Origin of the sequence: Kitasatospora purpeofusca (assembly GCF_042691725.1) — a bacterium.
Taxonomy (GTDB): Bacteria; Actinomycetota; Actinomycetes; order Streptomycetales; family Streptomycetaceae; genus Kitasatospora; species Kitasatospora purpeofusca_B.
Window position 1 is genome coordinate 167,839 of sequence record NZ_CP170483.1, and the last position, 25,567, is coordinate 193,405.

Annotated in this window: 21 protein-coding genes; 13 read left to right on the top strand and 8 right to left on the bottom strand. The window is 73.6% G+C overall.

Annotated features, from left to right (window positions below):
- Nucleotides 1-129 precede the first annotated feature (129 nt).
- On the top strand, nucleotides 130-3,444 hold the full coding sequence (locus ACFCLZ_RS00790; protein WP_380282601.1) for a tetratricopeptide repeat protein: 3,315 nt from the start codon (nucleotides 130-132) through the stop codon (nucleotides 3,442-3,444).
- A gap of 224 nt (nucleotides 3,445-3,668) precedes the next feature.
- Here the strand turns inward: ACFCLZ_RS00790 and ACFCLZ_RS00795 are convergent, their stop codons facing one another.
- Nucleotides 3,669-3,977 (bottom strand): hypothetical protein, encoded by a 309-nt coding sequence (locus ACFCLZ_RS00795; protein WP_380282602.1) that lies wholly within the window; start codon nucleotides 3,975-3,977, stop codon nucleotides 3,669-3,671.
- Nucleotides 3,978-4,594: 617 nt separating this feature from the next.
- Between ACFCLZ_RS00795 and ACFCLZ_RS00800 the strand changes: the two genes are divergently transcribed.
- On the top strand, nucleotides 4,595-5,752 hold the full coding sequence (locus tag ACFCLZ_RS00800; RefSeq protein ID WP_380282603.1) for a methyltransferase domain-containing protein: 1,158 nt from the start codon (nucleotides 4,595-4,597) through the stop codon (nucleotides 5,750-5,752).
- Nucleotides 5,753-6,023: 271 nt separating this feature from the next.
- On the opposite strand, the gene ACFCLZ_RS00805 is transcribed toward ACFCLZ_RS00800, so the two are convergent.
- Nucleotides 6,024-6,632: a helix-turn-helix domain-containing protein gene (locus ACFCLZ_RS00805; protein WP_380282604.1), complete on the bottom strand. Its 609-nt coding sequence runs from the start codon at nucleotides 6,630-6,632 to the stop codon at nucleotides 6,024-6,026.
- A 114-nt stretch (nucleotides 6,633-6,746) separates the two neighbouring features.
- Between ACFCLZ_RS00805 and ACFCLZ_RS00810 the strand changes: the two genes are divergently transcribed.
- Nucleotides 6,747-7,565, top strand: coding sequence for an MBL fold metallo-hydrolase (locus ACFCLZ_RS00810; RefSeq protein ID WP_380282605.1), 819 nt, complete (start codon nucleotides 6,747-6,749; stop codon nucleotides 7,563-7,565).
- 526 nt (nucleotides 7,566-8,091) lie between these two features.
- Here the strand turns inward: ACFCLZ_RS00810 and ACFCLZ_RS00815 are convergent.
- Both ACFCLZ_RS00815 and ACFCLZ_RS00820 read right to left on the bottom strand, forming a co-directional pair.
- Nucleotides 8,092-8,853 (bottom strand): hypothetical protein, encoded by a 762-nt coding sequence (locus ACFCLZ_RS00815; RefSeq protein ID WP_380282606.1) that lies wholly within the window; start codon nucleotides 8,851-8,853, stop codon nucleotides 8,092-8,094.
- Entirely contained in the window at nucleotides 8,850-9,491 is a 642-nt protein-coding gene (locus ACFCLZ_RS00820; RefSeq protein ID WP_380282607.1) for a sigma factor-like helix-turn-helix DNA-binding protein, read from the bottom strand. The genes ACFCLZ_RS00815 and ACFCLZ_RS00820 overlap by 4 nt, the downstream gene beginning before the upstream one ends.
- Nucleotides 9,492-10,058: 567 nt before the next feature.
- Between ACFCLZ_RS00820 and ACFCLZ_RS00825 the strand changes: the two genes are divergently transcribed.
- The 3 genes from ACFCLZ_RS00825 to ACFCLZ_RS00835 all read left to right on the top strand — a co-directional run bounded on the left by ACFCLZ_RS00825 (nucleotide 10,059) and on the right by ACFCLZ_RS00835 (nucleotide 11,485).
- Nucleotides 10,059-10,484 (top strand): spore-associated protein, encoded by a 426-nt coding sequence (locus ACFCLZ_RS00825; RefSeq protein ID WP_380282608.1) that lies wholly within the window; start codon nucleotides 10,059-10,061, stop codon nucleotides 10,482-10,484.
- Between the two features lie 147 nt (nucleotides 10,485-10,631).
- Nucleotides 10,632-10,967 (top strand): MazG nucleotide pyrophosphohydrolase domain-containing protein, encoded by a 336-nt coding sequence (locus ACFCLZ_RS00830; RefSeq protein ID WP_380282609.1) that lies wholly within the window; start codon nucleotides 10,632-10,634, stop codon nucleotides 10,965-10,967.
- A 68-nt stretch (nucleotides 10,968-11,035) separates the two neighbouring features.
- The gene (locus ACFCLZ_RS00835) at nucleotides 11,036-11,485 is read left to right on the top strand and encodes an HIT family protein (protein WP_380282610.1); all 450 of its coding nucleotides are present in this window, start codon (nucleotides 11,036-11,038) and stop codon (nucleotides 11,483-11,485) included.
- Nucleotides 11,486-11,521: 36 nt separating this feature from the next.
- Here ACFCLZ_RS00835 and ACFCLZ_RS00840 read toward each other — a convergent pair whose 3' ends face one another.
- Together ACFCLZ_RS00840 and ACFCLZ_RS00845 are read right to left on the bottom strand one after the other, a co-directional pair.
- Entirely contained in the window at nucleotides 11,522-12,586 is a 1,065-nt protein-coding gene (locus ACFCLZ_RS00840; RefSeq protein ID WP_380282611.1) for a substrate-binding domain-containing protein, read from the bottom strand.
- Between the two features lie 133 nt (nucleotides 12,587-12,719).
- On the bottom strand, nucleotides 12,720-14,522 hold the full coding sequence (locus ACFCLZ_RS00845; RefSeq protein ID WP_380282612.1) for a beta-galactosidase family protein: 1,803 nt from the start codon (nucleotides 14,520-14,522) through the stop codon (nucleotides 12,720-12,722).
- Between the two features lie 259 nt (nucleotides 14,523-14,781).
- Between ACFCLZ_RS00845 and ACFCLZ_RS00850 the strand changes: the two genes are divergently transcribed.
- The gene (locus ACFCLZ_RS00850) at nucleotides 14,782-15,897 is read left to right on the top strand and encodes a substrate-binding domain-containing protein (protein WP_380282613.1); all 1,116 of its coding nucleotides are present in this window, start codon (nucleotides 14,782-14,784) and stop codon (nucleotides 15,895-15,897) included.
- A gap of 337 nt (nucleotides 15,898-16,234) precedes the next feature.
- Nucleotides 16,235-16,642, top strand: a complete 408-nt coding sequence (locus ACFCLZ_RS00855; protein ID WP_380282614.1) for a hypothetical protein — start codon at nucleotides 16,235-16,237, stop codon at nucleotides 16,640-16,642.
- A 212-nt stretch (nucleotides 16,643-16,854) separates the two neighbouring features.
- Here the strand turns inward: ACFCLZ_RS00855 and ACFCLZ_RS00860 are convergent, their stop codons facing one another.
- On the bottom strand, nucleotides 16,855-17,637 hold the full coding sequence (locus ACFCLZ_RS00860) for a sugar phosphate isomerase/epimerase family protein (RefSeq protein ID WP_380282615.1): 783 nt from the start codon (nucleotides 17,635-17,637) through the stop codon (nucleotides 16,855-16,857).
- A gap of 6 nt (nucleotides 17,638-17,643) precedes the next feature.
- On the bottom strand, nucleotides 17,644-19,575 hold the full coding sequence (locus ACFCLZ_RS00865; RefSeq protein WP_380282616.1) for a DUF2264 domain-containing protein: 1,932 nt from the start codon (nucleotides 19,573-19,575) through the stop codon (nucleotides 17,644-17,646).
- 325 nt (nucleotides 19,576-19,900) lie between these two features.
- Here ACFCLZ_RS00865 and ACFCLZ_RS00870 point away from each other — a divergent pair, with 325 nt between their 5' ends.
- The 5 genes from ACFCLZ_RS00870 (at nucleotide 19,901) to ACFCLZ_RS00890 (ending at nucleotide 25,458) form a co-directional block, all read left to right on the top strand.
- Complete coding sequence (locus ACFCLZ_RS00870; protein WP_380282617.1) at nucleotides 19,901-21,253, top strand: ABC transporter substrate-binding protein; 1,353 nt, start codon at nucleotides 19,901-19,903, stop codon at nucleotides 21,251-21,253.
- Nucleotides 21,250-22,197, top strand: coding sequence for a carbohydrate ABC transporter permease (locus ACFCLZ_RS00875; protein ID WP_380282618.1), 948 nt, complete (start codon nucleotides 21,250-21,252; stop codon nucleotides 22,195-22,197). The genes ACFCLZ_RS00870 and ACFCLZ_RS00875 overlap by 4 nt, the downstream gene beginning before the upstream one ends.
- Nucleotides 22,194-23,099 (top strand): carbohydrate ABC transporter permease, encoded by a 906-nt coding sequence (locus ACFCLZ_RS00880; RefSeq protein WP_380282619.1) that lies wholly within the window; start codon nucleotides 22,194-22,196, stop codon nucleotides 23,097-23,099. The genes ACFCLZ_RS00875 and ACFCLZ_RS00880 overlap by 4 nt, the downstream gene beginning before the upstream one ends.
- A 152-nt stretch (nucleotides 23,100-23,251) precedes the next feature.
- Nucleotides 23,252-24,232: a hydroxyacid dehydrogenase gene (locus tag ACFCLZ_RS00885; protein WP_380286401.1), complete on the top strand. Its 981-nt coding sequence runs from the start codon at nucleotides 23,252-23,254 to the stop codon at nucleotides 24,230-24,232.
- A 74-nt stretch (nucleotides 24,233-24,306) separates the two neighbouring features.
- Nucleotides 24,307-25,458, top strand: a complete 1,152-nt coding sequence (locus ACFCLZ_RS00890; protein ID WP_380282620.1) for a Gfo/Idh/MocA family protein — start codon at nucleotides 24,307-24,309, stop codon at nucleotides 25,456-25,458.
- Nucleotides 25,459-25,567 lie beyond the last annotated feature (109 nt).

Sequence of the window (25,567 nt, forward strand, 5' to 3'; positions counted from 1 at the left end):
GACGGCCGGGCCGGGTGGGGAAGCCCTGGGTGAACCGGCGGGTCGTGGATGCTGCCAGCACTGGGAAGGTTCGGTCGGGGGTACGGGATGGCTTGGGCGTCGGGGGTGACGTTCTGACAAGGGGGGCTGATGGACGTGTTCGTGGGCCGCACTCAGGAGCTGGCGCGGTTCCGGCTGCTCCTGGGCGGGCTGGGGCGGCCCGACGAGGGGCCGGACGAAGGGCACGTTCTGCTGGTGCGGGGCCTGGGAGGTATCGGCAAGAGCACGCTGCTGCGGCGCTACGAGCAGATCGCCCGCGGGCAGGGCGCAGAGGACGCGGCCAACGGCAAGCGTCTGCGGGTGGCCTCGCTGGATTGGGAGCAGGGCCAGTTGCGGTCAGGGGAAACCCCGGGGGTCGAGGGGCTGCCGCTGTGGCGGGTCCTCGGGGCCGTCCAGGTCCGCGTGCAGCAGGCCACCGGGCGCAGGGGCGAGCGGGCGTTCGAGCGGTTCCGTGCGTGTGTGGTGCGGATGCCCGCTCTGGCGGCGCGGGCCCGGGAGCTGGGGCTGATCGGCGGCGGGGCTACGGTGGCGACCGCGAGTGCGGAGGAGCTCCAGCAGGACATGGACGGGGCGACCGGCGCTGCGGGAGTGCTTTCGACGCTGGGGATCCAGGTAGCGGGCAACGTGGTCGCCCAGGGGGTGAACGGGGCGGCCGCGGCCCGGAACACGGGGCGCCGGGCCCTGCACGGGAACGTGGACTCCCGGCTGTTCCAGGAGCTGATCGACGACGTCCAGGCGATGCTGGACGCATTCGCCCAGGGGATGCGGCAGGTCAGCAGCAGGCGCCATCCCGTGGTGGTCCTCCTGGACACCTGCGAGCTCCTGGGGGATGCCCTGCACGGCTTGCGGGAGGTGATGAAGGCCAGCGGCCGGCAGGTGCTCTGGGTCCTGGGGATCCGGTTGGAGGAGGACACCCAGGCCGCTGGGGACAGCCATGCGGTCGCGTTCGCGCGGTACCTCGACCACTGGCGCCTGCGCCACGAGGCGCTCGCCCGGTTCGACGACCGCAGTGTCGCCGCGTACCTGCGGCAGCGCCCGCGCGTACCCGATCTGGACGATGACCAGGTGAAGCGGATCGCGGAGTTCACCCGGGGTGTCCCACTCGCGGTCTCCCTCACCGCCGACGCCCTCGCCGACGGCATGGACCTCGACCGGGCCCTGGTCCCGTTCACCGGCGACGGGACCGTCTCCGGGATCATCAGAGAACTGGCCCGCCGCTACCTGGTCCACACGCGGACCGTCCCCGCCCTGCGGCCGGACCGGCAGCACCTGTGCGCCCTCGCCCTCATGCGCCCCGCCGTGAGCGAGGAGCTCTTCGACGGCACGCTGACGGGGCGGGATCGGGACGATCCCGGCGTCCTGGCCGCGCTGTGCGGGATCCCCGAACACGATGTCACCAGCCACATCGACCGGCTGGCCGCCCGCCACGACTTCCTGCTCAGCCTCCCCCGCATCCTCCACCAGGACGTCCGAGACACCCTGCGCAGCCTGCTGCTCTCCCCCGATGAACGCGCCCGCGTACGCGACGCCAACCAGCGAGCCGCCGACCACCTCCGGGCCCGGGCCGCCGCCCGCGGCCTCACCACCGTCGACGCCCAGCTCGAGGACCACAACTGGCGCCAGGACGTCCTCAGCCTGCTATGGCACACCTACTGGACCGACCAGGCGGCCGGCCAGGACCTGCTCCTGCACCTGCTCCCCGCCGCCGTCCTCCACGACGCCTTCAACCGGCAACTGCAGGACATCGCCGCCTTCTTCAACCCCACCGCCACCCCCACCGAACGAGCGTTCCTGGGCACCCTGCGCAAGCTGCTCTACCTATGGCCCTTCTGCCCGTCGAGCCCCGAACAGCAGGCCGCCCGCCTCGCTGTCGACCGCCTCGCCCGCCACACCGGTTCCGCGCCCCCCGTCCTGGCCGACCAGCCCCCCGCCCACACCTACCACCACCTCCTGCGCGCCAGCGTCCACGAGTACCTCGGAACCACACTCCTCCAGGCCGTCACCGCCCTGCGGCAGGCTGCCGGTCACGCCCCGCCCAACGACGGCCGCACCGCCGTTGCCATCGGTTGCACGGCCGACGACCTGATCGACACCGCCGAGGACCTCACCCTGGAGGACTTCGACGACCTGCTGAAGGCCGACGATGAGGCCTTCGTCGAGGCCCTCCGCCTCCACTGTCGCTACCAGCCCGACGGCGACGGCTACCTCATCCTCGGGAATGTCCTGGCGCATCATTTGGAGCGCTACGGAGAGGCCGAAGCCGTCTTCCATCAAGCCCTCGACCACGACCCCGATAACTCGCAAGCGCACGCCGACCTCGGGTTTGTCCTGCTTTTGCTGGGGAGGGGAGAGGAGGCGGATACGGCCTTCCGACGGGCCCTCCACCATGACCCCGACAACGCGGAGGCCCACCTCGCTCTCGGCGGAATCCTGCACGAGGCGGGGCGGCTTGCGGAAGCCGAGGCCGCCTACCGCAGAGGGCTTCGCCATAGGCACAAGCTCGAGCACGGTGCCCTCGCCTACGCCCTCACCGCTCTCGGAGACCTCCTGTCCACGGTGGGGCGGCCCGAGGAGGCCGAAGCGGCCTACCGTCAAGCCCTCCACTACGCCCCCGATGGTGGCCCGTATCCCCACGACAGCATCGGCGCCGCCCTCGCGGAACGGTGGAAGCGCGAGGAAACCGAGGCCGTCTGCCGTCAACTCCTCCAGGACGACCCCGACAACGCCACGATCCACACCAGCCTCGGAAACGCCCTGGTCGGGTTGGGCCGCAGGGAGGAGGCAGCCGCTGCCTTCCGCCAGGCCCTCGTGCACAACCCCGACAGCGCCAACGCCCACCTCGGATTGGGGCTCATGCTGCTCCTGACACAGGGCTACGGCGCAGCGACGGAGGCGCAGCTCCGGGAAGCGGTGCGGTGCGCACCCCGAAGTGTGGACGCGCACTTGTTGCTGGGGCGGGTGCTGATGGTCGGGGGCCGGGTCGAGGAGGCCCGGGAGGCGTGGGCGATCGTTGCCGATGACGACCGGATCGGGGCTTGGGAGCTTCTGTTGACGGCCGCCACCTGCCAGGACGACGATGTCAGGGACTACCTGTACCGGACCGTGCTGACAATCACGCAGGACGAAGAATCCGCTGGTGATACAGGCAGCGCGTTCCATGTGGCGGAGTGCCGGGCGGTGGCGCTGGCCGGGCGGGGGCAGGGCCGGGAAGGTGCGGAGGTGCTACGCGCGACCGTAGCCGCCCGGACCTCCGCGATGCTGTTCGACAGGCCGGCATACGAGCTGTTCGCCGCCGCCATGGTTCCGGGAGCGTTGGCGGAGATCGTGGCGGTGTGGGAAGCGATCATCGCAGCCGACCCATTGGCCAGCGGCCCGCCGGTTCGACGTGCGGCCAACGAATACTGACGAACTCTCAGTCCAAAGGACGACCACGGGCAAGCAGGCGCCCACAAGCATCAGAACAGTGGCCCCGGGTGACAACCCGACGGCCGAGAACGGCCGCCGGCGACGGCGTGGCACAGCAGGCGGAGCCGGGCGAGCACCTGGTCCTCGAAGCGGGCAGACGAAGCTGCTCGCACACTTGTCCCCGAGATCCGCCCGCCGGGCCCGCCTCGTCGGCGTCTCGGGGGCTACTCCCCCGCGGTCTGGACAAGGAGCCGAAGCTCCCCGCGATCCGTGGGCAGTCCCGCTCTGCGCAGCCAGGTTTCCCGGTTGGCGATCGGCCCCCAGCACGAGTCCTTCTCCACCAGGGCTGCCAGGAAGGCGCGCTGTGCCTGTGTCAGGGTGACCCCCTGCGGGTGGGGCTCGGGGAACGCGAAGACGAGCAGCGGTCCCCAGGCCAGGTCGACGGTGTGCTGGCCGCACAGCGGAACGAGGGCGAATGCGGCGGGCAGGACCTGCTCGAAGCTCTCGGCACGCTCGAGCAGCCCCCGCAGCACGGTGAAACGGAACCAGCCGTCGACCTGGGGCAGCGGCTCCGGCGGGGATTTCGTGTGAGGACATGAGCCGCGTCCTCCACCCCACCTCGGACAACCCCGCATCCGAGCCCAGCACACGCCCCCGAGAACCAACAGGTCACACCCACCGCTCCACCACCGGGCAGGGCTTCGCGTGGAGATTCGCCCGCTGGTACCTCGACTGGCTCGAACACGCCCAACACGCCCAACAGCAGGACCATTGGCGCAGACCGCCGCAGCCGCCAGTTTCCACCTGGTCGGGGCGGGCGGCACCAGCGGGCCCAACTCCGCTCCATCGCCCCCTCCTTGGATCGCCGCTGCCGGTTGCCGGCGGACCGTGCGCACGCGGTGTGCAGCACGCCCCGTACGCGCCTCCGTGCCCTCTACCGGCGCCCGGGCTGAACGGGTCAGGATGGTGGGGTTGTTGTCCCGGACGCGAGAGGGGACTGCTGTGACGCGGCCGCAGCGAGGTGCGCACGAGAAGCCGCCGCCGGATCCGGGCAAGGGCGATCCGCCTCCGGGGAACGCGGACGGGCAGGTGCGGAAGCCGGACCCGGGCAGTGACGGGAAGCACCGCAAGCCGAAGCAGGGCTGAGCGCGTGGATCTGGCGAAGCGGCGGGCCGTTCTCGACGAGGCGATGGACGCGCGCGGGGACTGGCCCGAGCGGTCCCCGTGGCTGCGCGAAGCCGTGGCCGCGCTGCCCCGCGACCTGTTCGCGCCGGAGCGGCTGTGGCGGTGGGACGGGCACGCGTACGTGCCCGTGGACCGGCAGGCCGATCCGGAGGGCTGGGCCGACGAGCTGTACGGCAGCCAGGACGCGGCCGCCGTCACCCAGGTATCGGACGGGCTGCCGTCCTCCAGCCTGTCCGCCCAGGGCGTGGTGGTGGACATGCTGGACTCGCTGCTCCTGGAGCCCGGACACCGGGTCTGGGACATCGGCGGCGGGCAAGGCTGGAACGCCGCGCTCGCCGCCTGGCGGGCCGGTCCGGGGCGGGTGGTGTCCACTGAGATCGACCACAGCCTCGCCGCGTTCGCCCGGGACCGGCTGGCCGCCGCCGGCCTGGAGGCCGAGACGCTCGCCGCCGACGCCACCACCACCCCGCCCGGCAGCGGGCGGTTCGACCGGGTGATCGCCACCTACGCGGTCGAGCACGTCCCGTGGACGTGGATCGAGGCCACCCGGCCGGGCGGGCGGATCGTCTACCCGTGGGGCCGGCTCGGGCATGTCGCCCTCACCGTCGCCGCCGGCGGGCGCTCCGCCTCCGGCTACGTGCAGGGACTCGGGCAGTTCATGGCGGACCGCACCGGCGCGGTGCCGCCGGCGGCCGGCTACTCCGGGTACGCGGTGGTGCGCGGCGAGGGCCCGGCCGAGGCCAAGCGGCTGATCCACGGGGACATCGCCCGGCTCGAATCGGACTGGGATCTGCGGTTCGCGCTGCGGGTCGCCGTGCCCGACGCGGTGATCACCACCGGCCGTGACGAGGACGGCGTCAACGCCTGGATCCACGACGGCGCGGCCTCGTGGGCGACGTTCTCCGCCACCGGCGACGGCAGGACCATGCTCCACCAGGGCGGTGAGCGGCGGATCGGCGACGAGCTGACGCTGGCCTGGGCGCAGTGGGAGGGTCTCGGCCGGCCCGAGCCGTACGACTACGGCGTCACGATCACCCCCGGGCGCCAGTTCGCGTGGCTGCACAACGCGGACGACGGACCCCGGTGGCCCCTCCATGAGGCGGCGGCCGCGGCTTCGTGCTGACGGCCTTGCGGCCCGGCCCCGTTCCTCCCGAAGGAGCGGGTCAGGCCATGGCGGTATCGGCGGGGCGGCGAGGTGCTCGACAGCGGGGGAAGCTGTCGGGCGGTGCCGCCGGGCCCGGCAGGAGGAGGGTGTGAGCGCGGGTACGCGGGCCGGCGCGGCCGCACTGCCCTGATCGAGGCACTCGGACGGGCCGGACGAACCCTGCACGGGCAGATCGAGGACCGCCGAAATCCGGCGTTCTCCAAGGTCCCCCACAGCGTCAGGCGGCCGATCAGGTCCTGCGCGAGATGACCATGATGTATTCGCAGGGAGCGTTCGTCCGGTTGGCGAAGCCATGGTCCGCGTCGGCCTGGAGGAACAGGGAGTCACCCGTGTTCAGGGTCTCGCTGATCCCGCCGATCGCGACGGTGAGGGTGCCTTCGAGCACCACGAGTTGTTTCTCCGTACCCGGCGGATACGCGGGCAGCAGCCCGGTGGAGACCTGCGCGGGGAGGTAGTGGACGACCATCTCGGCGCGTCCCGCGCCCGGGGCCGCTGACACGATGTGCCGCTCGAAGCCGGTCTCCGGGTCACGGAACACGGGCCGCTCGCTCTTGCGCATGACCATGGCCACACCGGACGCGGCGGCAGCCGGCGCGCCGATCAGGTCCGACAGCGACACATCGAGCGCGTGGGCGATCCTGGACGCGACGCCGATCGTCGGGCTCTTCTCGCCGCGTTCGACCTTGGACAGCATCGCCCGGCTGACCGACGACTGTGCGGACAGCCGCTCCAGCGTCAGGCCCGCCTCCTCGCGGCATCGCCGCACGTTGGCGCCGAACGCGCCGGCCAGGTCGTCACCGTGCCGCGGTTCGGCCGCGTTTCCGTCTTGCCCGACCACCGTGCTCCTCGATCGATGGGTACCCCGCTGCCCACAGTGTAGGGTTTCTTCTAAAGAAGATTTGATCTTCTATCGGAGACTCGCGATGTGCGCCCGACACGACGGAGGGGTTCCATGCGTTTGACCTCAAGTGGCCGCCACCACGCCACGTTCGAATTCGGCGATCTGCAGGTGACCTCGTTGCGGGACGGGTACATCGACATGCCGCCGACACGGCTCCGCGACGAGGACGGGTGCGCCCTCGACGAGCTGCCGGCCGCCGTCCCGTTGGCCGGCGACAACCTGCGGCTGTCGGTCAACGCCTTCTTCGTCACCGACGGCACGCGGTCGGTCCTCATCGACACCGGCGCGTCCAACGTCTGGCACGACCCCACCATGGGACTGATCCATGACGCGCTCGACGAAGCGGGAATCGACCGCGCACAGGTCACCGATGTGGCCATCACCCACAAGCACGAGGACCACGTGAGCGGCCTGGTCGCACCGGACGGTTCGGAGGCGTTCACCAACCTTGAGCGCGTATGGATCGGCGCGGGCGACACCTCGGTGTTCACCGGGCGGCTCGAGCCGCTCCGCGACCGGGTCGTCCCCGTGTCGGAGGAGGTCGCGATCAACGACTGGACCACCGCGATCCCGACACCGGGCCACACCCCCGGCCACACCGTCTACCTCGTCAGGAGCGCCACCGGCCACCTCCTCGCCTGGGGCGACACCGTTCACGTTCCCACACTCCAGTTCGACCGGCCGAACGTGTCCTGGGAGCTCGACGGCAACCAGTCCCAGGCCCGCGCCGCGCGAGCGGCCCTCCTCGAACGACTCACCCAGCCACACCACTTCGTCGCCGGCGCCCACCTCGACTCCCCCGGCATCGCCCGCGTAGCCCCCTCCGGCGACGGCTACGCGCTGGAGTACCTCGCACCACCGATCGGCTGACCGAGCCCGCCCGCTCCGGGCCGCGGGCGACCCCCGCCGCGGCAGCGCCGCCGTGACAGTGACGCTCACCGTGCGCCGCGCCGGACGACCCTGACGGCTCCGCACCCGGCCGCAGGCCGACCTGGCCGGGTGGGTACGGAGCATCTCCGTGCCCACCGGTTCCCGGTAGTTCTCCGCGTACGGCAGGACGTACACGGCCAGCGCGGCGTCGAAGGCGCCGTCGTCGATGCGGCGGGCCTGCTCGGTGTACTCGACGCCCAGGGGCTCGGCGCCCTGTCGCCCGACGGTCGACGTCCTATGTCCTATGTCCTGGCAGCGTTCCGCCACCAGGAGAGGTCTCGCTCAAGGTCCTCCAGGGTTTGGAGTCTCTGCTCGATGTGTTCGAGGAACTCGGTCGGCAGCCTCACGCCATGGGCGAGGACGTAGTGGGCCGGCCGGACCCGCGCGAGGTGAGTCTTCGGGGTCTGGGCCACGCCTCGTGCCAGGGTTACGGGGCGTCACCGGAGGCGCAGTCGCCGTCCGGCGGCTACGGGAGTGCGGGTCGGCAGCAGGTGCCGGTGCGGTGGCGGTGGAGTGCTGCGGCGAGCGGGCCGGGGTCGATCGCGAGGGTGCGTCCGAAGTCCGGGTCGCGGCTGGTCGGCAGGGCCGCCAGGGCCTCGCGGACGCCGGCGCACAGGCCGTGGGTGGGCTGGAGGCCGTCGTAGGCGGCCAGGACCGCCGCGCGGACGTCCTGGTGTCCGGCGAGCCGACGGGCCTGGTCCTGCCAGTGCCGCGCGTCCCGTTGGTTTCCGCGGCCTGCGGACAGCAGGGCGAGGGCGTAGGCGCCCTGGAAGCAGCCGGCTCCGGCGGCCAGTTGCCACCACGTCCGCTGGGCGTCCGTCAGCGAGCGGCGCAGCGTCGCGCCGTCCTCCTCGTCCCCTTCGTGGACGGCCAGGTGGCACAGCGCGCCGAGGACGAGTGCCCCGTGCGGTTCGACCGCCGGCGTGTCGGCCAGCTCGGCGATCGACCCGGGTGCCCGGGCGTCCTGCGCGACGAGGTGGCACAGCGCCAGCAGCTCGAACCTGGCGCGGTCCAGGCGCACGGCCACCGACAGCGAGGGCTGCGCCGTGGTCCGCAGCGCGAGGCGTGCCGCGATCCTGGCCGGCGCGCCGTCCAGGCAGGCGGAGGCCCGGCCCCTTCCTGGTTCCGGCAGGCGGACGTCCGCGAGCGGCGCCCAGACCCGGCCGGCTCCGGTGGCCCCGCGGACGGCGTCGGACGGCGTGTCGGTGGCGCTGCGGATGTCGATCACTGCTCTTCCGCCTTCTCGGCGGTCTGTTCGTCCAGGTCCAGCGCGGCGGCCAGCCGGCGGCGGGCGTCGCGGCGCAGGCTGTACACCCCGCCTTTGGTGATGCCCATGATCCGTGCGGCGGTGACGATCGGGTAGTCGAGCACGTAGGTGAGCACGACCGCGTCGTGCTGCCGCTCCGGCAGGTCGCCTATCGCCGCGAACAGGCCGATCCCGCTCTCCAGGGCCCGGAACGCCTCCCGGGCGCCGTTCATGGCGACGGTGAACGCGGCGGAGGTGAAGGCCGAGGGCCGGGCGAGACCCACGAGCGCGTCGTCGACCGTCGCCCGCAGCACGCCCCAGCAGTACTCCCCCGCGTTCTCCTGCCGCAGCACCACGTCCCAGTGGGCGGCGAGGTCCGCGAAGACGTCGTCGACCAGGTCGTCCGCGGCGTCGGCGTCGCCGAGGTGCAGGTGTGCGTACTTCCAGTACGCCTCGCCGTGCATCACCATCAGGGCGACCAGGTCGTTGGGCAGCGTGGTGTCCGCGGCGAGGTTCGCGGCGGTGGCCTCGGGTGTGCGCCCGGGAGGGTCCTGGTGGGTCCGGGGGCCCGGGGCGTCATCGTGCGCATCAGCGCGGCCGCCGCCGTCGATGCCGACCATGTGTCTTCCGTCCTCCCACCCCCGGACCCCGGACCGGCCCTCGGTCCGGATCTCGGGGACTGCTCGGGATCAGGAAATCGACTGCAAGCCTGGGATCTGCGGACCAGACGGAAGTTGACCGGACATGACGGAAAGTCGAGCATCTTGACCGACCGTTCCGTGCGCGGCCCGGGTGTTCGATCACCGGACGCCCGTGTTCGATCAAACCCGGATCCCCCATCGGATCCCGTCGGAACGCGGCGGCGGCACCCGGTCCGGCGATTCACACGGTCGATCACCCGGACCGGCACGGTCTGCGGTCGGGTCGGGTCGTCCCGACCGCAGGCCGGACCCGTCCGCCGGAAAGGGCGGAGGTGTTCCGTTCGCGAACTCCCGGGCGCGGCGCCGGGCAGGGTCGGTTCCGGTTCCGTTTCCGGTCCCGACAACACGGTTCCGGCGCGGAATCGGCCCGTCCTGGCGCCGTTCCGGACAATCGCACGGCCCTCCACCGGTCATTGCCGCGCATTCCTGTTCTCCTGGTTCGGCACGTCAATTGTCGGGAGTACGAATCGCACCGAGGAGTCAGGGATGTTCCGCAGGAACTCCGCTCGCGCAGCCGCCCTCGCCGTGATGGCCGGCTCGATCCTGTTCGCGGTGCCCGCAGCCGCCAACGCGACCACCACCGCCTACACCCCCCAGACGGCCTGCGGATCCAGCTACGCCACGGTCGATTCCTTCGACCTGCCGGGCGGCACCTCGACGGTCTACCTGACCTACAGCAGGTCGACCGGCAAGAACTGTGTCGCCACCATCAAGAACACCAAGGTCGGAACCCCCACGCTGACCGGCGCCTACCTGACCTTCGGCGACGGCAGTGGAAGGCAGGAGGAATGGCAGAACTTCAGCTACTACGCCACGGCCTATCTGTACGCACCCGGGCAGTGTATTTACTACGGCGGCCGGGACTACAACTCCGGCGACTGGTGGGGAAAGGGCCCGGACTGGTGCAGCTGAGCGGCAGTCAGGCCTCGGGGTGGCCGGGCTCGGCTCGGGATCGGGGTCGGGGTCGGGATCGGCACCAGCCGGACGGGCGGTGACCTTCCGCGCCCGCTGAGACCGGTCGCATCACCCACGACGTCCCCACTGATCGGAGACAGGCCCGTGGACCTCAGCGAGATCACCAGGCAGGCCATGCGCGTCCACACCCTCTACGACGAGCTCAACCAGGCCAGGTCCGGCCGCACCTGGTCTCGGCAGGACTTCGTGCTCGGCTTCGTCGGTGACGTCGGCGACCTCGCCAAACTCACCCAGGCCGCCGACGGCGTCCGCCCGGCGCCCCCGGGCCCCGGCCTCGCGCACGAGCTGGCGGACTGCCTGTGGTCCGTCGTCGTGATCGCCGAGCAGTACGGCATCGACCTCGAAGCCGCCTTCACCACGACCATGCGGCAGCTGGAGGCCTCCCTCACCGGCGAGCTGGAACAGGGGGCGGCACGGTGAAGCGGGTCGGGTTCGACGAACGGGCCTACGCACAACGGTCCCGGACCGGGCCGTGCTTCATCTGCCGCATGCTGGCCGGGGACCCGGAGTTCCGACACGAGATCGTCCACCGCGACGAGCACCACGTGGTGTTCCTGGACCGGTACCCGACCCTGCTCGGCAAGCTGCTGGTCGCCCCGGTCGAGCACCGGGAGGACGTGATCGGCGACTTCACCGAGCAGGAGTCCGCGAACCTCTGGCGGCTCGTCCACCGCGCCGGGGCGGCGCTCCGGCAGGTGGTGCCGACCGAACGGATCTACGTGCAGAGCCTCGGCTCGAAGAGCGGCAACAGCCACGTCCACATCCACGTGGCCGCGCTGCCGCCCGGCGTGCCGTACGAGGAGCAGCAGACGGCCGCCCTGGTGTGGGAGAGCGCCGGACTGCTGGAGGTACCGGCCGAGGAGACCGCCCGGATCGCCGGGCGGCTGCGGGCCGGACTTTCGACAGGGCGGGTGCGACCGGCAGGGCTGCGCGATTGAGGGGCCGGCCTCGGTAGCACGGCGGCCCGGCCGCGGTCAGGCTCCGGAGGACTCGCGTACCGTCAGGGTCGGCAGGAGGTCCAGGTGGTGGACCGGCAGGGCGGGGCCGGTGGTGGCGAGGCGTCGGGCCAGGAGGTCCACCGCGGCGGCGCCGACGGCGCGTTTGGGCGGGGCCACGGCGGTCAGTGGCGGGGCGCCGAGGGCGGCGAAGACGTCGTCGTAGGCGACCAGGGCGAGGTCCTCGGGGACCCGTACGCCCCTGGCCCGCAGCAGGGGAAGCAGTTGCAGGGCGTCCTGGTCGTTGTGCACGAGCGCGGCGCCGACGCCGTCGGCGACCGCCTCGGCGAGCCGATGGGCGACGCCGTCGACGCCGGCGGCCGGGGTGCGGACGTCGATGACGGGTTCGGCGGGCAGGTCGAGCGTGCGGCAGGCCTCGGCGTAGCCCAGGCGGACCTGGTGGGCCGTCCAGGTGTCGGTGCGGGCCGCCAGGGCCACCCGGCGATGGCCGAGGGCGGCGAGGTGGCGCAGGGCGAGCAGGACGCCGTGGCGGTGGTCGGAGCCGACCGCGTCGAGGGCGGCGGCGGGGCTGCCGGGGGCCGGGCGGCGTTCCAGCAGGACGGCGGGGACGGGGAGTTCGGCCACCCAGGCGTGGTCCTCGGGGCGGTCGGCGGCGGTCCAGTTCGGGGCGAGCAGCAGGCCCTGGACGCCGGAGGCGAGGAGTTGGTCGACCTGGACGCGGTCGGCGCTGGCCTCGTACGAGGAGATGCCGAGGACCAGGTGGACGCCGGCCTCGGCCGCGGCGGTGCGCGCGCCGGTGATCACCTCGTCGAAGTACTGCACCACGGCGGGGACGAGCAGGCCCAGGGTGGGGGCCTCGGCGGGGCGGGCCGGCGCGGGGGCGGCCGCGGCCGCCGCGTCGCCGGACGAGACGGAGCCGTGGGTGCGGCGGAGCAGGCCGGCGTCGGCGAGGGTCGCGACGTCCCGGCGGACGGTGACGGCCGGCAGGCCCAGCCGCTCGGCGAGGTCCACCACCCGGACGGTGCCCAGGCCGCGCACCGTGTCGAGGATGCGGGCACGGCGATCGTCCGCCGGGATCGGCATGGCACTCCCTGTCGGTGGGCCGGTCTGTCGAAGTGGACAGGAACCTACCACTCGGTCACCGGGCGGAGGGACGGTGCGGGGTCCCCGCGGGCACGGGCCGGTAGGCCGGCGCGCGCCCGCGGGGCGGGAGGGGTCAGGAGCCGTAGCGCTCCTCGGGGACAACGGGGCCGAGGTCGGGGCCCTCGGCCAGTTCGACGTGGTCGCCCGGGCGGTGGAGTTCGAGGATCAGCAGCTCGTTGGCGCCGGCCCGCCAGAGCGGCGCCGGGGCGTAGAGGGTGCGCTGCGGGCCCCGGTCCCAGTAGCGGCCGAGTGCGAAGCCGTTCAGCCAGACCATGCCCTTGGTGAACCCGGGCAGGGCGAGGAAGCCGTCGGCGGGGGTGTCGACGGTCAGTTCGGCGCGGTGGAAGGCGGGGCCGTCGGCGGTGGAGGGCGCGCCGAGGGCGAGGGTCGTCGGGTCCTCGAGGGGCAGCGGGCGCACCTCCCAGCCGAACTGGAACTGCCGGTCGACCCGGACGCCGCCGGTGATGCCCTTGGGATCGTGCAGCAGCGGGCCGTAGTTGATCCGGCCCAGGTTCTCGACGAGCAGGTCGAGCACGGCGCCGCCCTCGGGCACCCGCAGCGGCAGGGCCTGCTCCGGGTGGTTGCGGTCGAGGACGCCGAGGGGTTCGCCGTCGAGGAAGACCTGGGCGCGGTCGGCGAGGCCGTCCACGCGCAGTTCGCCGTGGGCGAGCGGGCCGCGCAGGCGGGTGCGGTAGTGGATGAGGCCGAGGTTCTGGCCGAGTTCCTCCATCGGGCGGGGCTCGCGGAGGTGGTGCGCGGTGGAGAGTTCACCGAGGGCGCCGAGCGCGCCGAGCAGCGGGCGGCTCGCGGTGACGGGGGCGGTGCGGGGGGCGAGGCGGGCGGGCAGGGACGGCAGCGGGTGGGGGTTGGGGCCGAGGTGGCGTTCGATCACCTCGCGGAAGCGGTGGAACTTCTCGGTGAGTTCGCCGGCCTCGCCGACCGGGGCGTCGTAGTCGTAGCTGGTGACGTCCGGCTGGTAGGTGGTGCCGTCGTGGTTGGCGCCGTTCCACCAGCCGAAGTTGGTGCCGCCGTGGCCCATGTACAGGTTGACCGAGGCGCCGGCGCCGAGCTGGGCGTCGAGCACCGCGGCGGCGTCCCCGGCGTCGCGCACGTGGTGCGGCGTGCCCCAGTGGTCGAACCAGCCGCACCAGTACTCCATGGTGACCAGCGGGCCGACCGGCTGGTGGCGGCGCAGGCAGGCGAGGGACTCCTCGGGGCGGGAGCCGAAGGTGCCGGTGGTGAGGAGTCCGGGCACCCGGCCGCCGAGCTGGAAGCCGTCCTCGGCGCCGTCGGCGGTGAACAGCAGGACGTCGACGCCGCGGGCGACCAGGGCGTCCCTCAGGTGTTCGAGGTAGGCGGTGTCGTTGCCGTAGCTGCCGTACTCGTTCTCCACGGCGACGGCGACCACCGGGCCGCCGCGGGAGGAGAGCAGCGGGAGTAGCACGGGCACCAGGTGGTCGAACCAGGCGTCCACGGCGGCGAGGAAGGGCGGGTCCAGACGGCGCAGCCGCATCGCGGGGTCGGCGAGCAGCCAGCCGGGCAGGCCGCCGAACTCCCATTCGGCGCAGATGTAGGGGCCCGGGCGGACGATGACGTCGAGGCCGAGGTCGCCGGCGGCGCGGACGAAGGCGGCGAGGTCGCGGTCGCCGGCGAAGTCGGCGCGATCGGGCGTGGGCTGGTGGAAGTTCCAGGCGACGTAGGTCTCGACGGTGTTGACGCCCATGGCGCGCAGCCGGGTGAGGCGGTCGGTCCACTGTTCGGGGCGGATGCGGAAGTAGTGGACGGCGGCGGAGACGATCCGGTGCGGACGTCCGTCGCGCAGGAAGGTGTCGCCGTCGGCGGTGAGGGCGGGGTGGTGGGGAGCCTGGTCGGCCATCGGGTCCTCCGCGGGAGGGGAGCGGGAGTGAGGGGGTGGGACCTCGGTGGGTCCGGGCGCACGGCTGCGCGGGTGGCTGCGGGCGGATCGGCGGCGGCCACCGTGGTCACCCTAGGAGTTCGGTGATCGCACGGTCAATCGATCGGCGATCATCCGCATTATTGATCAATTTTCGATCGAACGATACCCTTCGATCGGAATATCATCGGCTGACCGCTTCCGGACGACGCGTCGGCGGGCACGACGGATGGAGGCCAGGATGGCCATCTCGGGGGAAGAGCGCCGCAGGCTGATCGTGTCGGCCGTCGGCGAGCTCGGCGGACGGGTCCGCCTCACGGGGCTGGCCGACCGGCTGGGCATCCCGGCCGTGACGGTCCGCCGCGACGTCGCCGCGCTCGCCGACGCCGGCCGGCTCTCCCGCTCGCACGGCTTCGTCTCCCTGGAACGCCCGGACGCCGCCGGACAGCCGATCGCCCCCGGCCCCGGGGAGGGCCGCGCCCTCGGCCTGCTGGTGCCCTCCGTCGGCTCCTACTTCGACGAGGTGATCGCCGGCGCCCGGGCCGCCGCCGCCACCGCCGGGGCCCGGCTGGTCCTGGGCATCGCCCCGTACGGGGCGGGCGGCGACCGGCTGCAGGCCGAGCGCCTGCTGGAGTCCGGCGCCGAGGGCCTGCTGCTGGCCCCGGGCCTGGTCCCCGGCCGGGCGGCCGAGGACTACGCCTGGCTGGACACCCTGCCGGTGCCCGCCGTGCTGGTGGAACGCCGCTCCCCCACCCCGGACGGCCCCGGATCCGGACTGGACACCGTGGCCTCCGACCACCGCCACGGGGTGCTGAGCGCCCTGCGCCACCTGGCCGGGCTCGGCCACGGCAGCGTGCTGCTGGCCGCCCGGGGCGACTCCTGGACGGCCGCCGAGGTGCGGGCCGGGTACCGGGAGGGCACCCGGCTGCTCGGGCTGCCCGCCCTGCCGGCGCTGGACACGCTCGGGCCCGGCAACCTGCCGGCCGATCCCGAGCCGCTGGTGGCGCGGATCGCCGAGGCGGTGCGGTCCGGGACCCGGGCGGTGCTCGTCCACAACGACCAGGACGCGCTGCGGCTGGCGCCGCTGCTGCGCGCGGCCGGTCTCGCGGTACCCGCGGACGTGGCGCTGGTCGCCTACGACGACGTCTTCGCCGCGCTCGCCGCGCCCCCGCTGACCGCCGTCGCCCCGCCCAAGCGCGCGGTGGGCGGGGCGGCGGTCGACCTGCTGCTGCGCCGTCTGGCGGCCGGCGCCGAGCTGCCGGTGCACCGCACGGCGCTGCTCCCGGTCCTGCACGTGCGCGCCTCCTGCGGGGCCGAGCAGGCGGCACCGCGGACGGGCGCCGCGCCCCTGGGGTGAGGGGCGCGGCGCGCGGGTGCCAGGAGGCTTCGGGCTCGACCGGCCACCCGGCGAGCGGGCGCACGCAGCCCGCGCGACGGTGGCACAGCCGCACCGGATGCGGTCGGCCCGGCAGGAGTGCCGACCGATCCCGCGCCGCGGCAGCCGGCTGCGATACGAAAGCGCAGCGCACGGGCGCCAGGGGCCTCGTACGCTCGACCGCGCAGGCACCGGGCGGCCGCGACCGCACGCAGTCGGCCCCTGCGGCACCCCCACGCGGAGCGCCGGCACACCGAAGGGCCCGGCGCCTTCGGCGTGCCGGGACACTGCCAGGGTGCTGTTGACATGGATCGCCGAGGTGGCGGACGAACCGCTGGTGCTGGAGCCGACCGACCGGCGGGTGGAGTGGGAGACCAACACCTGGTGGCTGAGTACGGATGACGAGGACAGGCGGGCCTTGTCCGTGTCGGAGGTGGTCGCCGCATTCGAGCGGACGGCCGAAGGCATCCGGCTCCGCATCCGCGAGACGGGCTTCCCGGGCGTGGCGACGTTCTACGTGTGGCACGACGAGCAGGCCGGGCAGCTCCGCTGCTCCACCGGGTCGGTGGCCGCCGACGACTTGCCCTTCGGCGGCGCCTACGTGCCTTCCGACGATCTCGGCGCCGTGGTCGAGGGCTTCCTGAGCGACCGGGAGCAGACCGCGCCCGAGCCGGAGGCCGCGCCTCTTCCCGTGTGGGTTCGCAGCGTCGGACCGGCCTCACGCTGACCGGTCCCGACCGCCGACGCCGGCGAGGCGGCGGTGGCGGACCAGACGTCGGGAGGAACCGGTTCCCCAACGGGCGTCGATGCACGGGGCGGCACCGCGCGACCGTGAACCGTCGCCGCGGGTGATCGTGACCGTGGCCGATCCGCCCGCAAGCGCCACGAGCACCATCGCGGCCGGCACCTCACGATCACCGGCCCGCCGCCGACCGTGCCCTACCTCGGCAGCAGCGCGGACAGGTGCCGCGCCCCGGGGCCCAGCTGCGGCGTGAGGGGCGCGGCGCGCGGGTGCCAGGGGGCCTCGTACTCCCAGGCCGCCCAGGTGCCGGGCGGCAGCAGGCGCAGGCAGTCGGCGACCGGCAGCACGCCCGTGCCGAGCGGCAGCGGGGTGAGGTCGTCCGCCGAGGCGACGTCCTTGACCTGCACGTAGCCGAGGTGAGGGCCGAGCGCGCGGTGGGTCTGTGCCGGGGTCTCGCCGGCCAGCCAGGTGTGCAGCAGGTCCCAGAGCGCGCCGACCGCGGAGTGATTCACCCGGCTCAGCAGTGGCCCCAGGACGGCCCCGGCGCGGTGGGAGTCGTGGGTCTCGACGAGGATCCGCACGCCGAGGGCCGCCGCCTGCGGGGCCGCCGCGCGCAGGCGGCGGACCGCGCGTTCGTCGGCCTCGGCGGCCGGGCCGGGGCCGCCGTGCGGGAAGACCCGCAGGTGGCGGCAGCCGAGGTCGGCGGCCAGCCGCAGGTGGGCGGTCAGCCCGGCGAGCACCGGCGCGTCCGGCCCGGGCGCGGCGACGCCGACGTAGGAGGCGAGGGTCAGCGGGAGGAGCCCGGCGGTGGACAGCAGGCGGGCGGCGCGCCGGCGTTCGTCCGCGTCCAGCCCGAGGCGGACCGGCTGGTCGTCGGCGCAGCGCAGTTCGAGGCCGTGCCAGCCGTGCTCGGCGGCGAGGGCGGCGGCCCGGTCGAGCGGGAGCCCGGGCAGGCCGAGGGTGGCGAGGGCGAGGGGCATGGCGGTTCAGTCCCCTTCGGCGGGGTGGACGGTGACGGCGGCCGGTGCCAGGCGGATCCGCAGGCTCGGTGCGCCGGCGAGGCGGACGGTCAGCAGGACGGCTTCCGGGTCCTGCTCGTCCGGCCGGACCTTCAGGGTGACGGCGTCGGCGAGGGCGGACGGCTGGTCGGCGGCGGTGAGCCTGGCGGCGCAGGCGAACAGGGCGGGGCCGCCGGTGGGCAGTTCCCCGGTGAGCCGGGGCAGCGCCGCCTCGGGGCCGAACGCGGTGCCGCCGGGGACGCGCTCGCTGCCTGCGGCGGTGAAGCCGTGCAGGGCGTGCAGCTCGGAGGCGAGCCGGCCGTCGGCCCGGACGCCCGTGACGGCGTGCCGCTCGGTGCCCCGGCCCGCGACGGCCCAGCCGGTCTGGGTGACCGGGGTACCGACCGGACCGCCGGTGACCAGGTGGGCCCGGACCTCCTCGGCGCCGTGGGCCAGGGTGAGCGAGGTGACGGTGACGCCGGGCAGGTCGCGGCCGCCGACGCGCGGGTGCCATCGGGAGGCGGCCCAGCCGGGCCCGGTGCCGAGCGGGTGGACGCGGCCGCGTTCGGTGGGTCCGGCGTCGGTCAGCAGGGCGAGGTGGTTGTCGGCGGGGCCCTCGAAGGACGGCCCGGTGGCGGTGGAGTGGGCGAGCCGCGCGTACTGCGGATCGTCGGGCCCGACGGCGTCCGCGGGCTGGTCGTCGCTCCCGTGGTTGTGCAGCCGGACCAGGCCGTCGGCGGCGGTGGACTGCACCAGCCAGCCGGGCCCGGGCAGGGCGAGGACGGTGTCGCGCTCCTCGGCCGGTGCGGGCCCCTCGGGCGCGGTCCACACCGGGTGGCCGGGCGGGAGCAGCAGGCCGAGGAAGGCGCTGCCGGCCCAGTACGGCGAGGCGGGGCCGGAGTAGACCTGGACGAGCCGGAGGTCGGGTCCGTGCCAGCCGAGGGTGAGCAGGCCCCGGTCGTCGACGGCGCCGCGGTCGAGGAAGTGGCGCAGGGCGCCGGAGGCGAGGCGGCGGGTGGTGCCGGGGGCGAGCGGGGTGTGGCCGGTGAGGGCCCCGGCCCAGAGGGGGGCGGTGGCGGCGAAGCGGTAGGTGAGCGAGCGGCCCTGGTGGACGGGCGCGCCGTCGGCCCCGAAGGTGTGGGCGTAGCCGGCCAGGTGGGCGGCGAGGCGTTCGCCGTACTCGGCGCGCAGGGCCCGGTCGTCGGCGAGGTGGGCGTGCAGGACGGGGTAGAGGTGCAGGGCCCAGCCGTTGTAGTGGTCGAAGGCGCGGGGGCGGCCGTCGGTGTACCAGCCGTCGCCGAGGTACCAGCGGTCGATGTGCTCCAGCCCGCGGCGGACCGCGGCGCGGGCCTCGGGTTCGGCGATGCCGGCCTCGGCGAGGAAGCCGCCGACGGACAGCGGGAAGAGCCACCAGTTGTTGTCGTTGGGCGCGCGGTGCAGGGCGTCGGCGAGCCAGCGGCCGACCCGGTCGCGGACGGGTCCGGGCAGCCGGTCCCAGAGCCAGGGGCGGGTGAGGCGCAGCGCGAAGGCGATGGAGGCGGCCTCGACCATGGCCTGGCCCCGGTCGGTGATCAGCGGCCAGGACTCGCGGTCGCCGTCGGCGAGGTCGCGCTCGCCGGTGGGGGTCCGGGTACCGGCGTCGAGTCCGGCGGCGTAGTGCGCCAGCAGGCCGTGCGGATCGGCGCCGCCCGCGCCCGCCACCCGCAGGGCGGCGGGCAGGAAGGTGCGGGCGAAGCCCTCCAGGCCGTCGGAGCGGCGCCCGGATCGGCTCGGGCGGGGGCCGGGCAGGTCGATCAGCGCTCCGCCGGGACTGGCGTACGGGCGGACCGCGGTCAGCAGGGCGTCGGCCACCGCCTCCCAGTGCTCCCTGGTCCAGCCGGTGTGCGGGCTGAGGTCGCGGTCCTCCGGGGGCAGGCGCATGAGGTCCTCCGTGATCGGGTGGTGAGCCGGAATCTAGGCAGCACCTGATCATTCGTCAAGCTGACGCGATCAAATGAGCGGCTTGATCGGATTGTGATGTTGCCGCCATGCGGGCGGATTGCCCCGACTTTTCGGCAATTCCGGAGGTCACAGGGGCATCTTCGAGGGCCGGAGAGGTCGATCAGGTCAGATCATTTGATCCAAATCTCTTGACTCCGATCGCCGACCTGCTCAGGATGACAGCCAATCGCCCCCACCCTCTGCGGGTCCCGGCCGGAGCCGACCGCTCCGGGCCCCGCGCACCCTCGTCCTAAGGAGCCCACCGATGCGCTCGACCCCCCTCTCCCGGCGCAGAGCCCTCCGCGCCGCCGCCGCGGCCACCTCGGCCGCGCTCTGCGTCACCCTGCTGGCCGCCTGCGGCAGCAGCGGCGACGGGGCGGCGACCACCGCCGCGGACGACGGCAAGCCGGTCAGCCTGACCTTCTGGGGCTGGGCGAAGGGCACCAAGGACGTGGTCGCCGCGTTCAACGCGAGCCACCCGGACATCCAGGTCACCTTCGAGGAGATCCCGGCGGGCGCGGCCGGCGGCTACGCCAAGATCTCCAACGCGGTCAAGGCCGGCAACGCCCCCGACGTCTTCAACGTCGAGTACCCGCAGCTGCCGGACTTCGTCAGCCAGGGCGCCGTCCAGGACATCGGCAAGCTGGTCGGCGACGACCTCAAGGCCAAGTACCTGCCGCAGGCCGTCGAGCTCACCTCGCTCGGCGGCCGGACCTGGGCCCTGCCGCTGGACGCCTCCCCCCAGGTCTTCTACTACCGCAAGGACCTCTTCGCCAAGGCCGGCATCACCGTCCCCAGGACCTGGGACGAGTTCCGCACCGCGGCGCAGCAGCTGAAGGCGGCCCAGCCCGACACCCGCATCGCCTCCTTCTTCCCCGACGACCCGACCACGTTCGAGGCGATGGCCTGGCAGAACGGCGCCCACTGGTTCGCCGCCGCCGACGAGGCCTGGAAGGCCGACCTCACCGGGCCGGAGACCCGCAAGGTCTCCGAGTACTGGCAGAAGCTGGCCGACGAGGACCTCGTGCGCGTCATGCCGTCCTTCAGCCAGCAGTGGACCGCGTCCCTCCAGAAGGGCGAGACGGCCGGCTACCTCGGCGCCACCTGGGGCGGCGGCGTCCTCAAGGCCAACGTCGGCACCACCCCCGAGGTCAACGGCACCTGGGCGGCCGCGCCGATGCCCAGCTGGGACGGCAGCCCCGCCAGCGGCATGCTCGGCGGCACCACCTTCGCCGTGTCCAAGGACAGCAAGAAGGCCAAGGCGGCCGTCGAGTTCGCCACCTGGGCGACCACCACCGCGGACGGCTTCAAGGCCCGGATCTCCTCCGGCACCTCCTCCGCCTACCCGGCCGCCACCGAGCTGGTGCCGGTCGCCAAGCAGGCCTTCAACACCGACTTCTACGGCGGCCAGGACCTCTACGCCCTCTACTCGGACGCCGCCAAGTCCGTCAAGCCGGGTTGGACCTGGGGACCGGCGATGGGCGTCACCAACGGCTCGCTGAAGGACTCCTTCGGCAAGGTCGCGGGCCGGACCGGCACCATCGACGAGGCGCTGACCACCGCGCAGCAGGCCACCCTCGCCGAGTTCAAGAACCGCGGACTGAAGGTCGCCCAGTGACCTCCGGCACCCATCCCGGCCGTACCGCCCGCGCTGGCGCCGGCCGGCGCCAGCGCGGGCGGTACGGGGCACCGGCCGTGCTGCTCGCCCCGTTCCTCCTGCTCTTCACCGCGTGCACGCTGATCCCGATCGGCTACGCGATCAAACTCAGCCTGTTCACCGAACGCCGCTCCGGCCTCGGCTTCGGCGACGCCGAGACGGTCTTCACCGGGCTCGGCAACTACACCCGGGCGCTGTCGGACGCGGCGTTCCGCGACGGCTTCCTGACCGCCGCCCAGTACTGCCTGCTCTACATCCCGCTGATGACCGGCCTGGCGCTCGTGCTGGCCCTGCTGCTGGACTCCACGCTGGCCCGCGCCCGGCGCTTCTTCCAGCTGACGCTGTTCATCCCGCACGCCGTGCCCGGCATCATCGCCGCGCTGCTGTGGATGTACCTCTACACCCCCGGCATCAGCCCCGTACTGGACGCGCTGGAGGCCCTGGGCACCCAGCCCGACCCGCTCGGCCACCCGCTGCCCGCCGTGGTCAACATGGCCCTGTGGCAGTGGACCGGCTACAACCTGGTCATCTTCTACGCCGCGCTGCAGGCCATCGACCGCTCGGTGCTGGAGGCCGCCGTCGTCGACGGCGCCGGACCGCTGCGCACCGCCCTGAGCATCAAGGTGCCGCTGATCCGGCCCTCGATCGCCATGGTCGGCCTGTTCACCGTCATCGGCTCGCTCCAGCTGTTCACCGAGCCGATGATCCTCTACGGCACCTCGCCGGGCGTCACCTCCTCCTGGACCCCGAACATGTACGCCTACACGGCCGCCTTCGAGCGCCACGACTACGGGCTCGCCGCCTCCGCCTCGGTGCTGCTGGCCCTCGCCGCGGCGGGGCTCTCCTTCGCCGTCACCCGGCTCACCCGGGGCCGTTCCGAACGCCGGCGGGAGGCCGACGCATGACCACCACCGCCACCCGCCCCAGCAGCGCCCCGCCCGACCGGCCGGGCCGCGCGAACCGCCCGCGCCGCCCCTGGACGCTCTCCAAGGCCGCCGTCAACGGCACCCTGGTGCTGGCCACCGTCTACACCCTGTGGCCGCTCGGCTGGCTGCTGACCGCCTCCGCGAAGAACACCGCCGACCTCCTCGGCGGGAACGCCCTGGGCGCCGACAACTTCCAGCTCGGCCGGAACCTGAGCGACCTGGCCTCCACCGGCGACGGCATCTACTTCCGCTGGTACCTCAACTCTCTGCTGTACGCCGGGATCGGCTCCCTGCTGTGCGCGCTGGTGTGCGTCGCGGCCGGCTACGCCTTCCACGTCTACCGCTTCCCCGGCAAGGAGAAGCTGTTCGGCCTCGTGCTGCTGGGCGTGCTCGTGCCCACCACGGCACTCGCCCTGCCGATGTACCTGCTGGCCTCCGAGCTCGGCATCGTCAACACCTTCTGGGCGGTCTTCATCCCCTCGCTGGTCAACCCCTTCGGCGTCTACCTGGCCCGGGTGTTCTGCGCCGGCTACGTGCCGAACGAGGTCCTGGAGGCCGCCCGGATGGACGGCGCCGGGGAGCTGCGGACCTTCTGGTCGATCGGGCTGCGGATGGTGATGCCCGGCTTCGTCACCGTGCTGCTGTTCCAGTTCACCGCCATCTGGAACAACTTCTTCCTGCCGCTGGTGATGCTCTCCGACAACCGGCTCTTCCCGGTCAGCCTCGGCCTGTTCAGCTGGAACGCCCAGACCAAGGCCTTCCCCGAGTACTACCCGCTGGTCATCACCGGCTCGCTGCTCGCCGTCGTGCCGCTCGTGCTCGCGTTCGTGCTGCTCCAGCGGCACTGGAAGGCCGGTCTGACCGCAGGGAGCGTCAAGTGAACCCGAACCCCGCCACCGCCGTGCCCGGCACCGCCTCCGGGACCGGCGCCCTCTCCGTGACCGCGCCCGCCCCTGCCCCCGCCCCTACGCCCGACCGGGAGACCACCGTGCCCGACGGCCGGCCCGCCTGCCGCCCCCGCGCCGTCCTCGCCATGCACCGCGAGCTCGCCGACCGCCTGATCGACCCGCACACCCTGGCCCGGCTCACCGCGCTGGCCGACCTCGACCCCGCGCTCGTCCTGGACGACTTCACCACCCCCGAGGCCCGCGCGGCGCTCGCCGACGCCGAGGTGATCGTCTCCAGCTGGGGCTGCCCGCCGATCGACGAGGAGGTGCTGGCCGCCGCCCCGCGGCTGAGCGCCGTCATCCACGCCGCTGGCTCGGTCAAGCACCACGTCACCGACGCCTGCTGGCGCCGCGGCCTGCAGGTCACCTCCGCGGCCTGGGCCAACGCCCTGCCGGTCGCCGAGTACACCGTCGCCGTCGTGCTGCTCGCCAACAAGCGGCTGCTGCCGATCCGCGAGGAGTACCGGCGCCGCCGCGCCCCGCACGACTGGCAGCTGGCGTACGCCGCGGCGGGCAACTACCGGCGCACCGTCGGCGTCGTCGGCGCCTCCCGGATCGGCCGGCGGGTGCTGGAACTGCTGCGCCCGCACGACCTCGACCTGCTGCTGCACGACCCCTACGTCGACCCCGCCGAGGCCGCCCGGCTCGGCGCGCGCGCCGTCGGCCTGGACGAGCTCTGCGCCGCCTCCGACGTGGTGAGCGTGCACGCCCCCGAACTCCCGGCCACCCGGCACCTGATCGACGACCGCCGGCTCGCCCTGATGCGCGACGGCACCACCCTGGTCAACACCTCGCGCGGCTCCCTGGTCGACCAGGAGGCGCTGGTGCGCGAGGTCGCCTCCGGGCGCCTCGACGCCGTCATCGACGTCACCGAGCCCGAGGTGCTGCCCGCCGACTCCCCCCTCTACGACCTGCCGAACGTCTTCCTCACGCCCCATGTGGCCGGCTCCCTCGGCGGTGAGCTGCACCGGATGGCGGCCGCCGCCGCGGACGAGCTCGCCCGCTACACCGCCGGGCAGCCGTTCGCCCACCCCGTCCTCCCCGAGGACGTCCACCGCACCGCGTGATCCCGCGCCGCGCGGCCCTGTATCCCGCGCCCCCGCATCGCGCCCCCGCACCAGCAACGAATCGGAGAACCCCCATGTCCCGCAGGGTGATCGGCATCGTCATGAACGGCGTCACCGGCCGGATGGGCTACCGCCAGCACCTGGTCCGCTCCATCCTCGCCATCCGCGACCAGGGCGGCCTGCCGCTCGGCGACGGCGAGACGCTGTGGCCCGAACCGATCCTGGTCGGCCGCAACGCCGCCAAGCTCGAGGACCTCGCCGCCCGGCACGGCCTGACCCACTGGACCACCTCGCTCGACGAGGCCCTCGCCCACCCGCTCGCCGAGATCTACTTCGACGCCCAGGTCACCCCCGCCCGGGAGGCCGCGCTGCGCACGGCGATCGCCGCCGGCAAGCACATCTACACCGAGAAGCCCACCGCCGAGTCGCTGGAGGCCGCGCTCGACCTCGCGCGCCTCGCCCGCGACGCCGGGGTGTGCAACGGCGCCGTGCAGGACAAGCTCTTCCTCCCCGGCCTGCGCAAGCTCAAGCGGCTGGTGGACGGCGGGTTCTTCGGCCGGATCCTCTCCGTGCGCGGCGAGTTCGGGTACTGGGTCTTCGAGGGCGACTGGCAGCAGGCCCAGCGGCCGTCCTGGAACTACCGCGCCGAGGACGGCGGCGGCATGGTCCTCGACATGTTCCCGCACTGGCGCTACGTGCTGGACGGCATCATCGCCCCCGTCCGCTCGGTGTACGCGCACACCGCCACCCACGTCCCCGAGCGGACCGACGAGCACGGGCAGGTCTACCGGGCCACCGCCGACGACGCCGCGTACGGCGTCTTCGAGCTGGAGGGCGGCATCACCGCCCAGATCAACTCCTCCTGGGCGGTGCGGGTGGACCGCGACGAGCTGGTGGAGTTCCAGGTGGACGGCACCGAGGGCAGCGCGGTCGCCGGGCTGCGCGAGTGCCGCTTCCAGCACCGCGCGGCCACCCCCAAGCCGGTCTGGAACCCGGACCTGCCGGTGACCGAGCCGTTCCGCGCGCAGTGGCAGCGGGTTCCGGACAACGAGGAGTTCGACAACGGCTTCAAGGCGCAGTGGGAGCTGTTCCTGCGCCACGTGACCACCGGCTCCGCGTACCACTGGGACCTGCTGGAGGGCGCCAAGGGCGTGCAGCTCGCCGAACTCGGCCTGCGCTCCGCCCGCGAGGGACGCCGGATGGACGTTCCCGAACTGTCCCTGTGACCGCCCGCCGGCCGCACCCGGGCCGGCCACCCGGCACCCGACCGCCCCGCACCCGGCCGCCGGGGACCCGACCGCCCCGCAGCCGCCCGCCGACGAGACGAATGCGCTG

Coding starts and splice junctions, on each gene's coding strand:
- ACFCLZ_RS00820 (WP_380282607.1), bottom strand. CDS start 9,491: ATGGTCGGCATCGACGGCGGCGGCCGCGCTGATGCGCACGATGACGCC.
- ACFCLZ_RS00825 (WP_380282608.1), top strand. CDS start 10,059: ATGTTCCGCAGGAACTCCGCTCGCGCAGCCGCCCTCGCCGTGATGGCC.
- ACFCLZ_RS00890 (WP_380282620.1), top strand. CDS start 24,307: ATGTCCCGCAGGGTGATCGGCATCGTCATGAACGGCGTCACCGGCCGG.
- ACFCLZ_RS00845 (WP_380282612.1), bottom strand. CDS start 14,522: ATGGCCGACCAGGCTCCCCACCACCCCGCCCTCACCGCCGACGGCGAC.
- ACFCLZ_RS00835 (WP_380282610.1), top strand. CDS start 11,036: ATGCTGGCCGGGGACCCGGAGTTCCGACACGAGATCGTCCACCGCGAC.
- ACFCLZ_RS00850 (WP_380282613.1), top strand. CDS start 14,782: ATGGCCATCTCGGGGGAAGAGCGCCGCAGGCTGATCGTGTCGGCCGTC.
- ACFCLZ_RS00885 (WP_380286401.1), top strand. CDS start 23,252: ATGCACCGCGAGCTCGCCGACCGCCTGATCGACCCGCACACCCTGGCC.
- ACFCLZ_RS00880 (WP_380282619.1), top strand. CDS start 22,194: ATGACCACCACCGCCACCCGCCCCAGCAGCGCCCCGCCCGACCGGCCG.
- ACFCLZ_RS00860 (WP_380282615.1), bottom strand. CDS start 17,637: ATGCCCCTCGCCCTCGCCACCCTCGGCCTGCCCGGGCTCCCGCTCGAC.
- ACFCLZ_RS00840 (WP_380282611.1), bottom strand. CDS start 12,586: ATGCCGATCCCGGCGGACGATCGCCGTGCCCGCATCCTCGACACGGTG.
- ACFCLZ_RS00870 (WP_380282617.1), top strand. CDS start 19,901: ATGCGCTCGACCCCCCTCTCCCGGCGCAGAGCCCTCCGCGCCGCCGCC.
- ACFCLZ_RS00865 (WP_380282616.1), bottom strand. CDS start 19,575: ATGCGCCTGCCCCCGGAGGACCGCGACCTCAGCCCGCACACCGGCTGG.
- ACFCLZ_RS00810 (WP_380282605.1), top strand. CDS start 6,747: ATGCGTTTGACCTCAAGTGGCCGCCACCACGCCACGTTCGAATTCGGC.
- ACFCLZ_RS00790 (WP_380282601.1), top strand. CDS start 130: ATGGACGTGTTCGTGGGCCGCACTCAGGAGCTGGCGCGGTTCCGGCTG.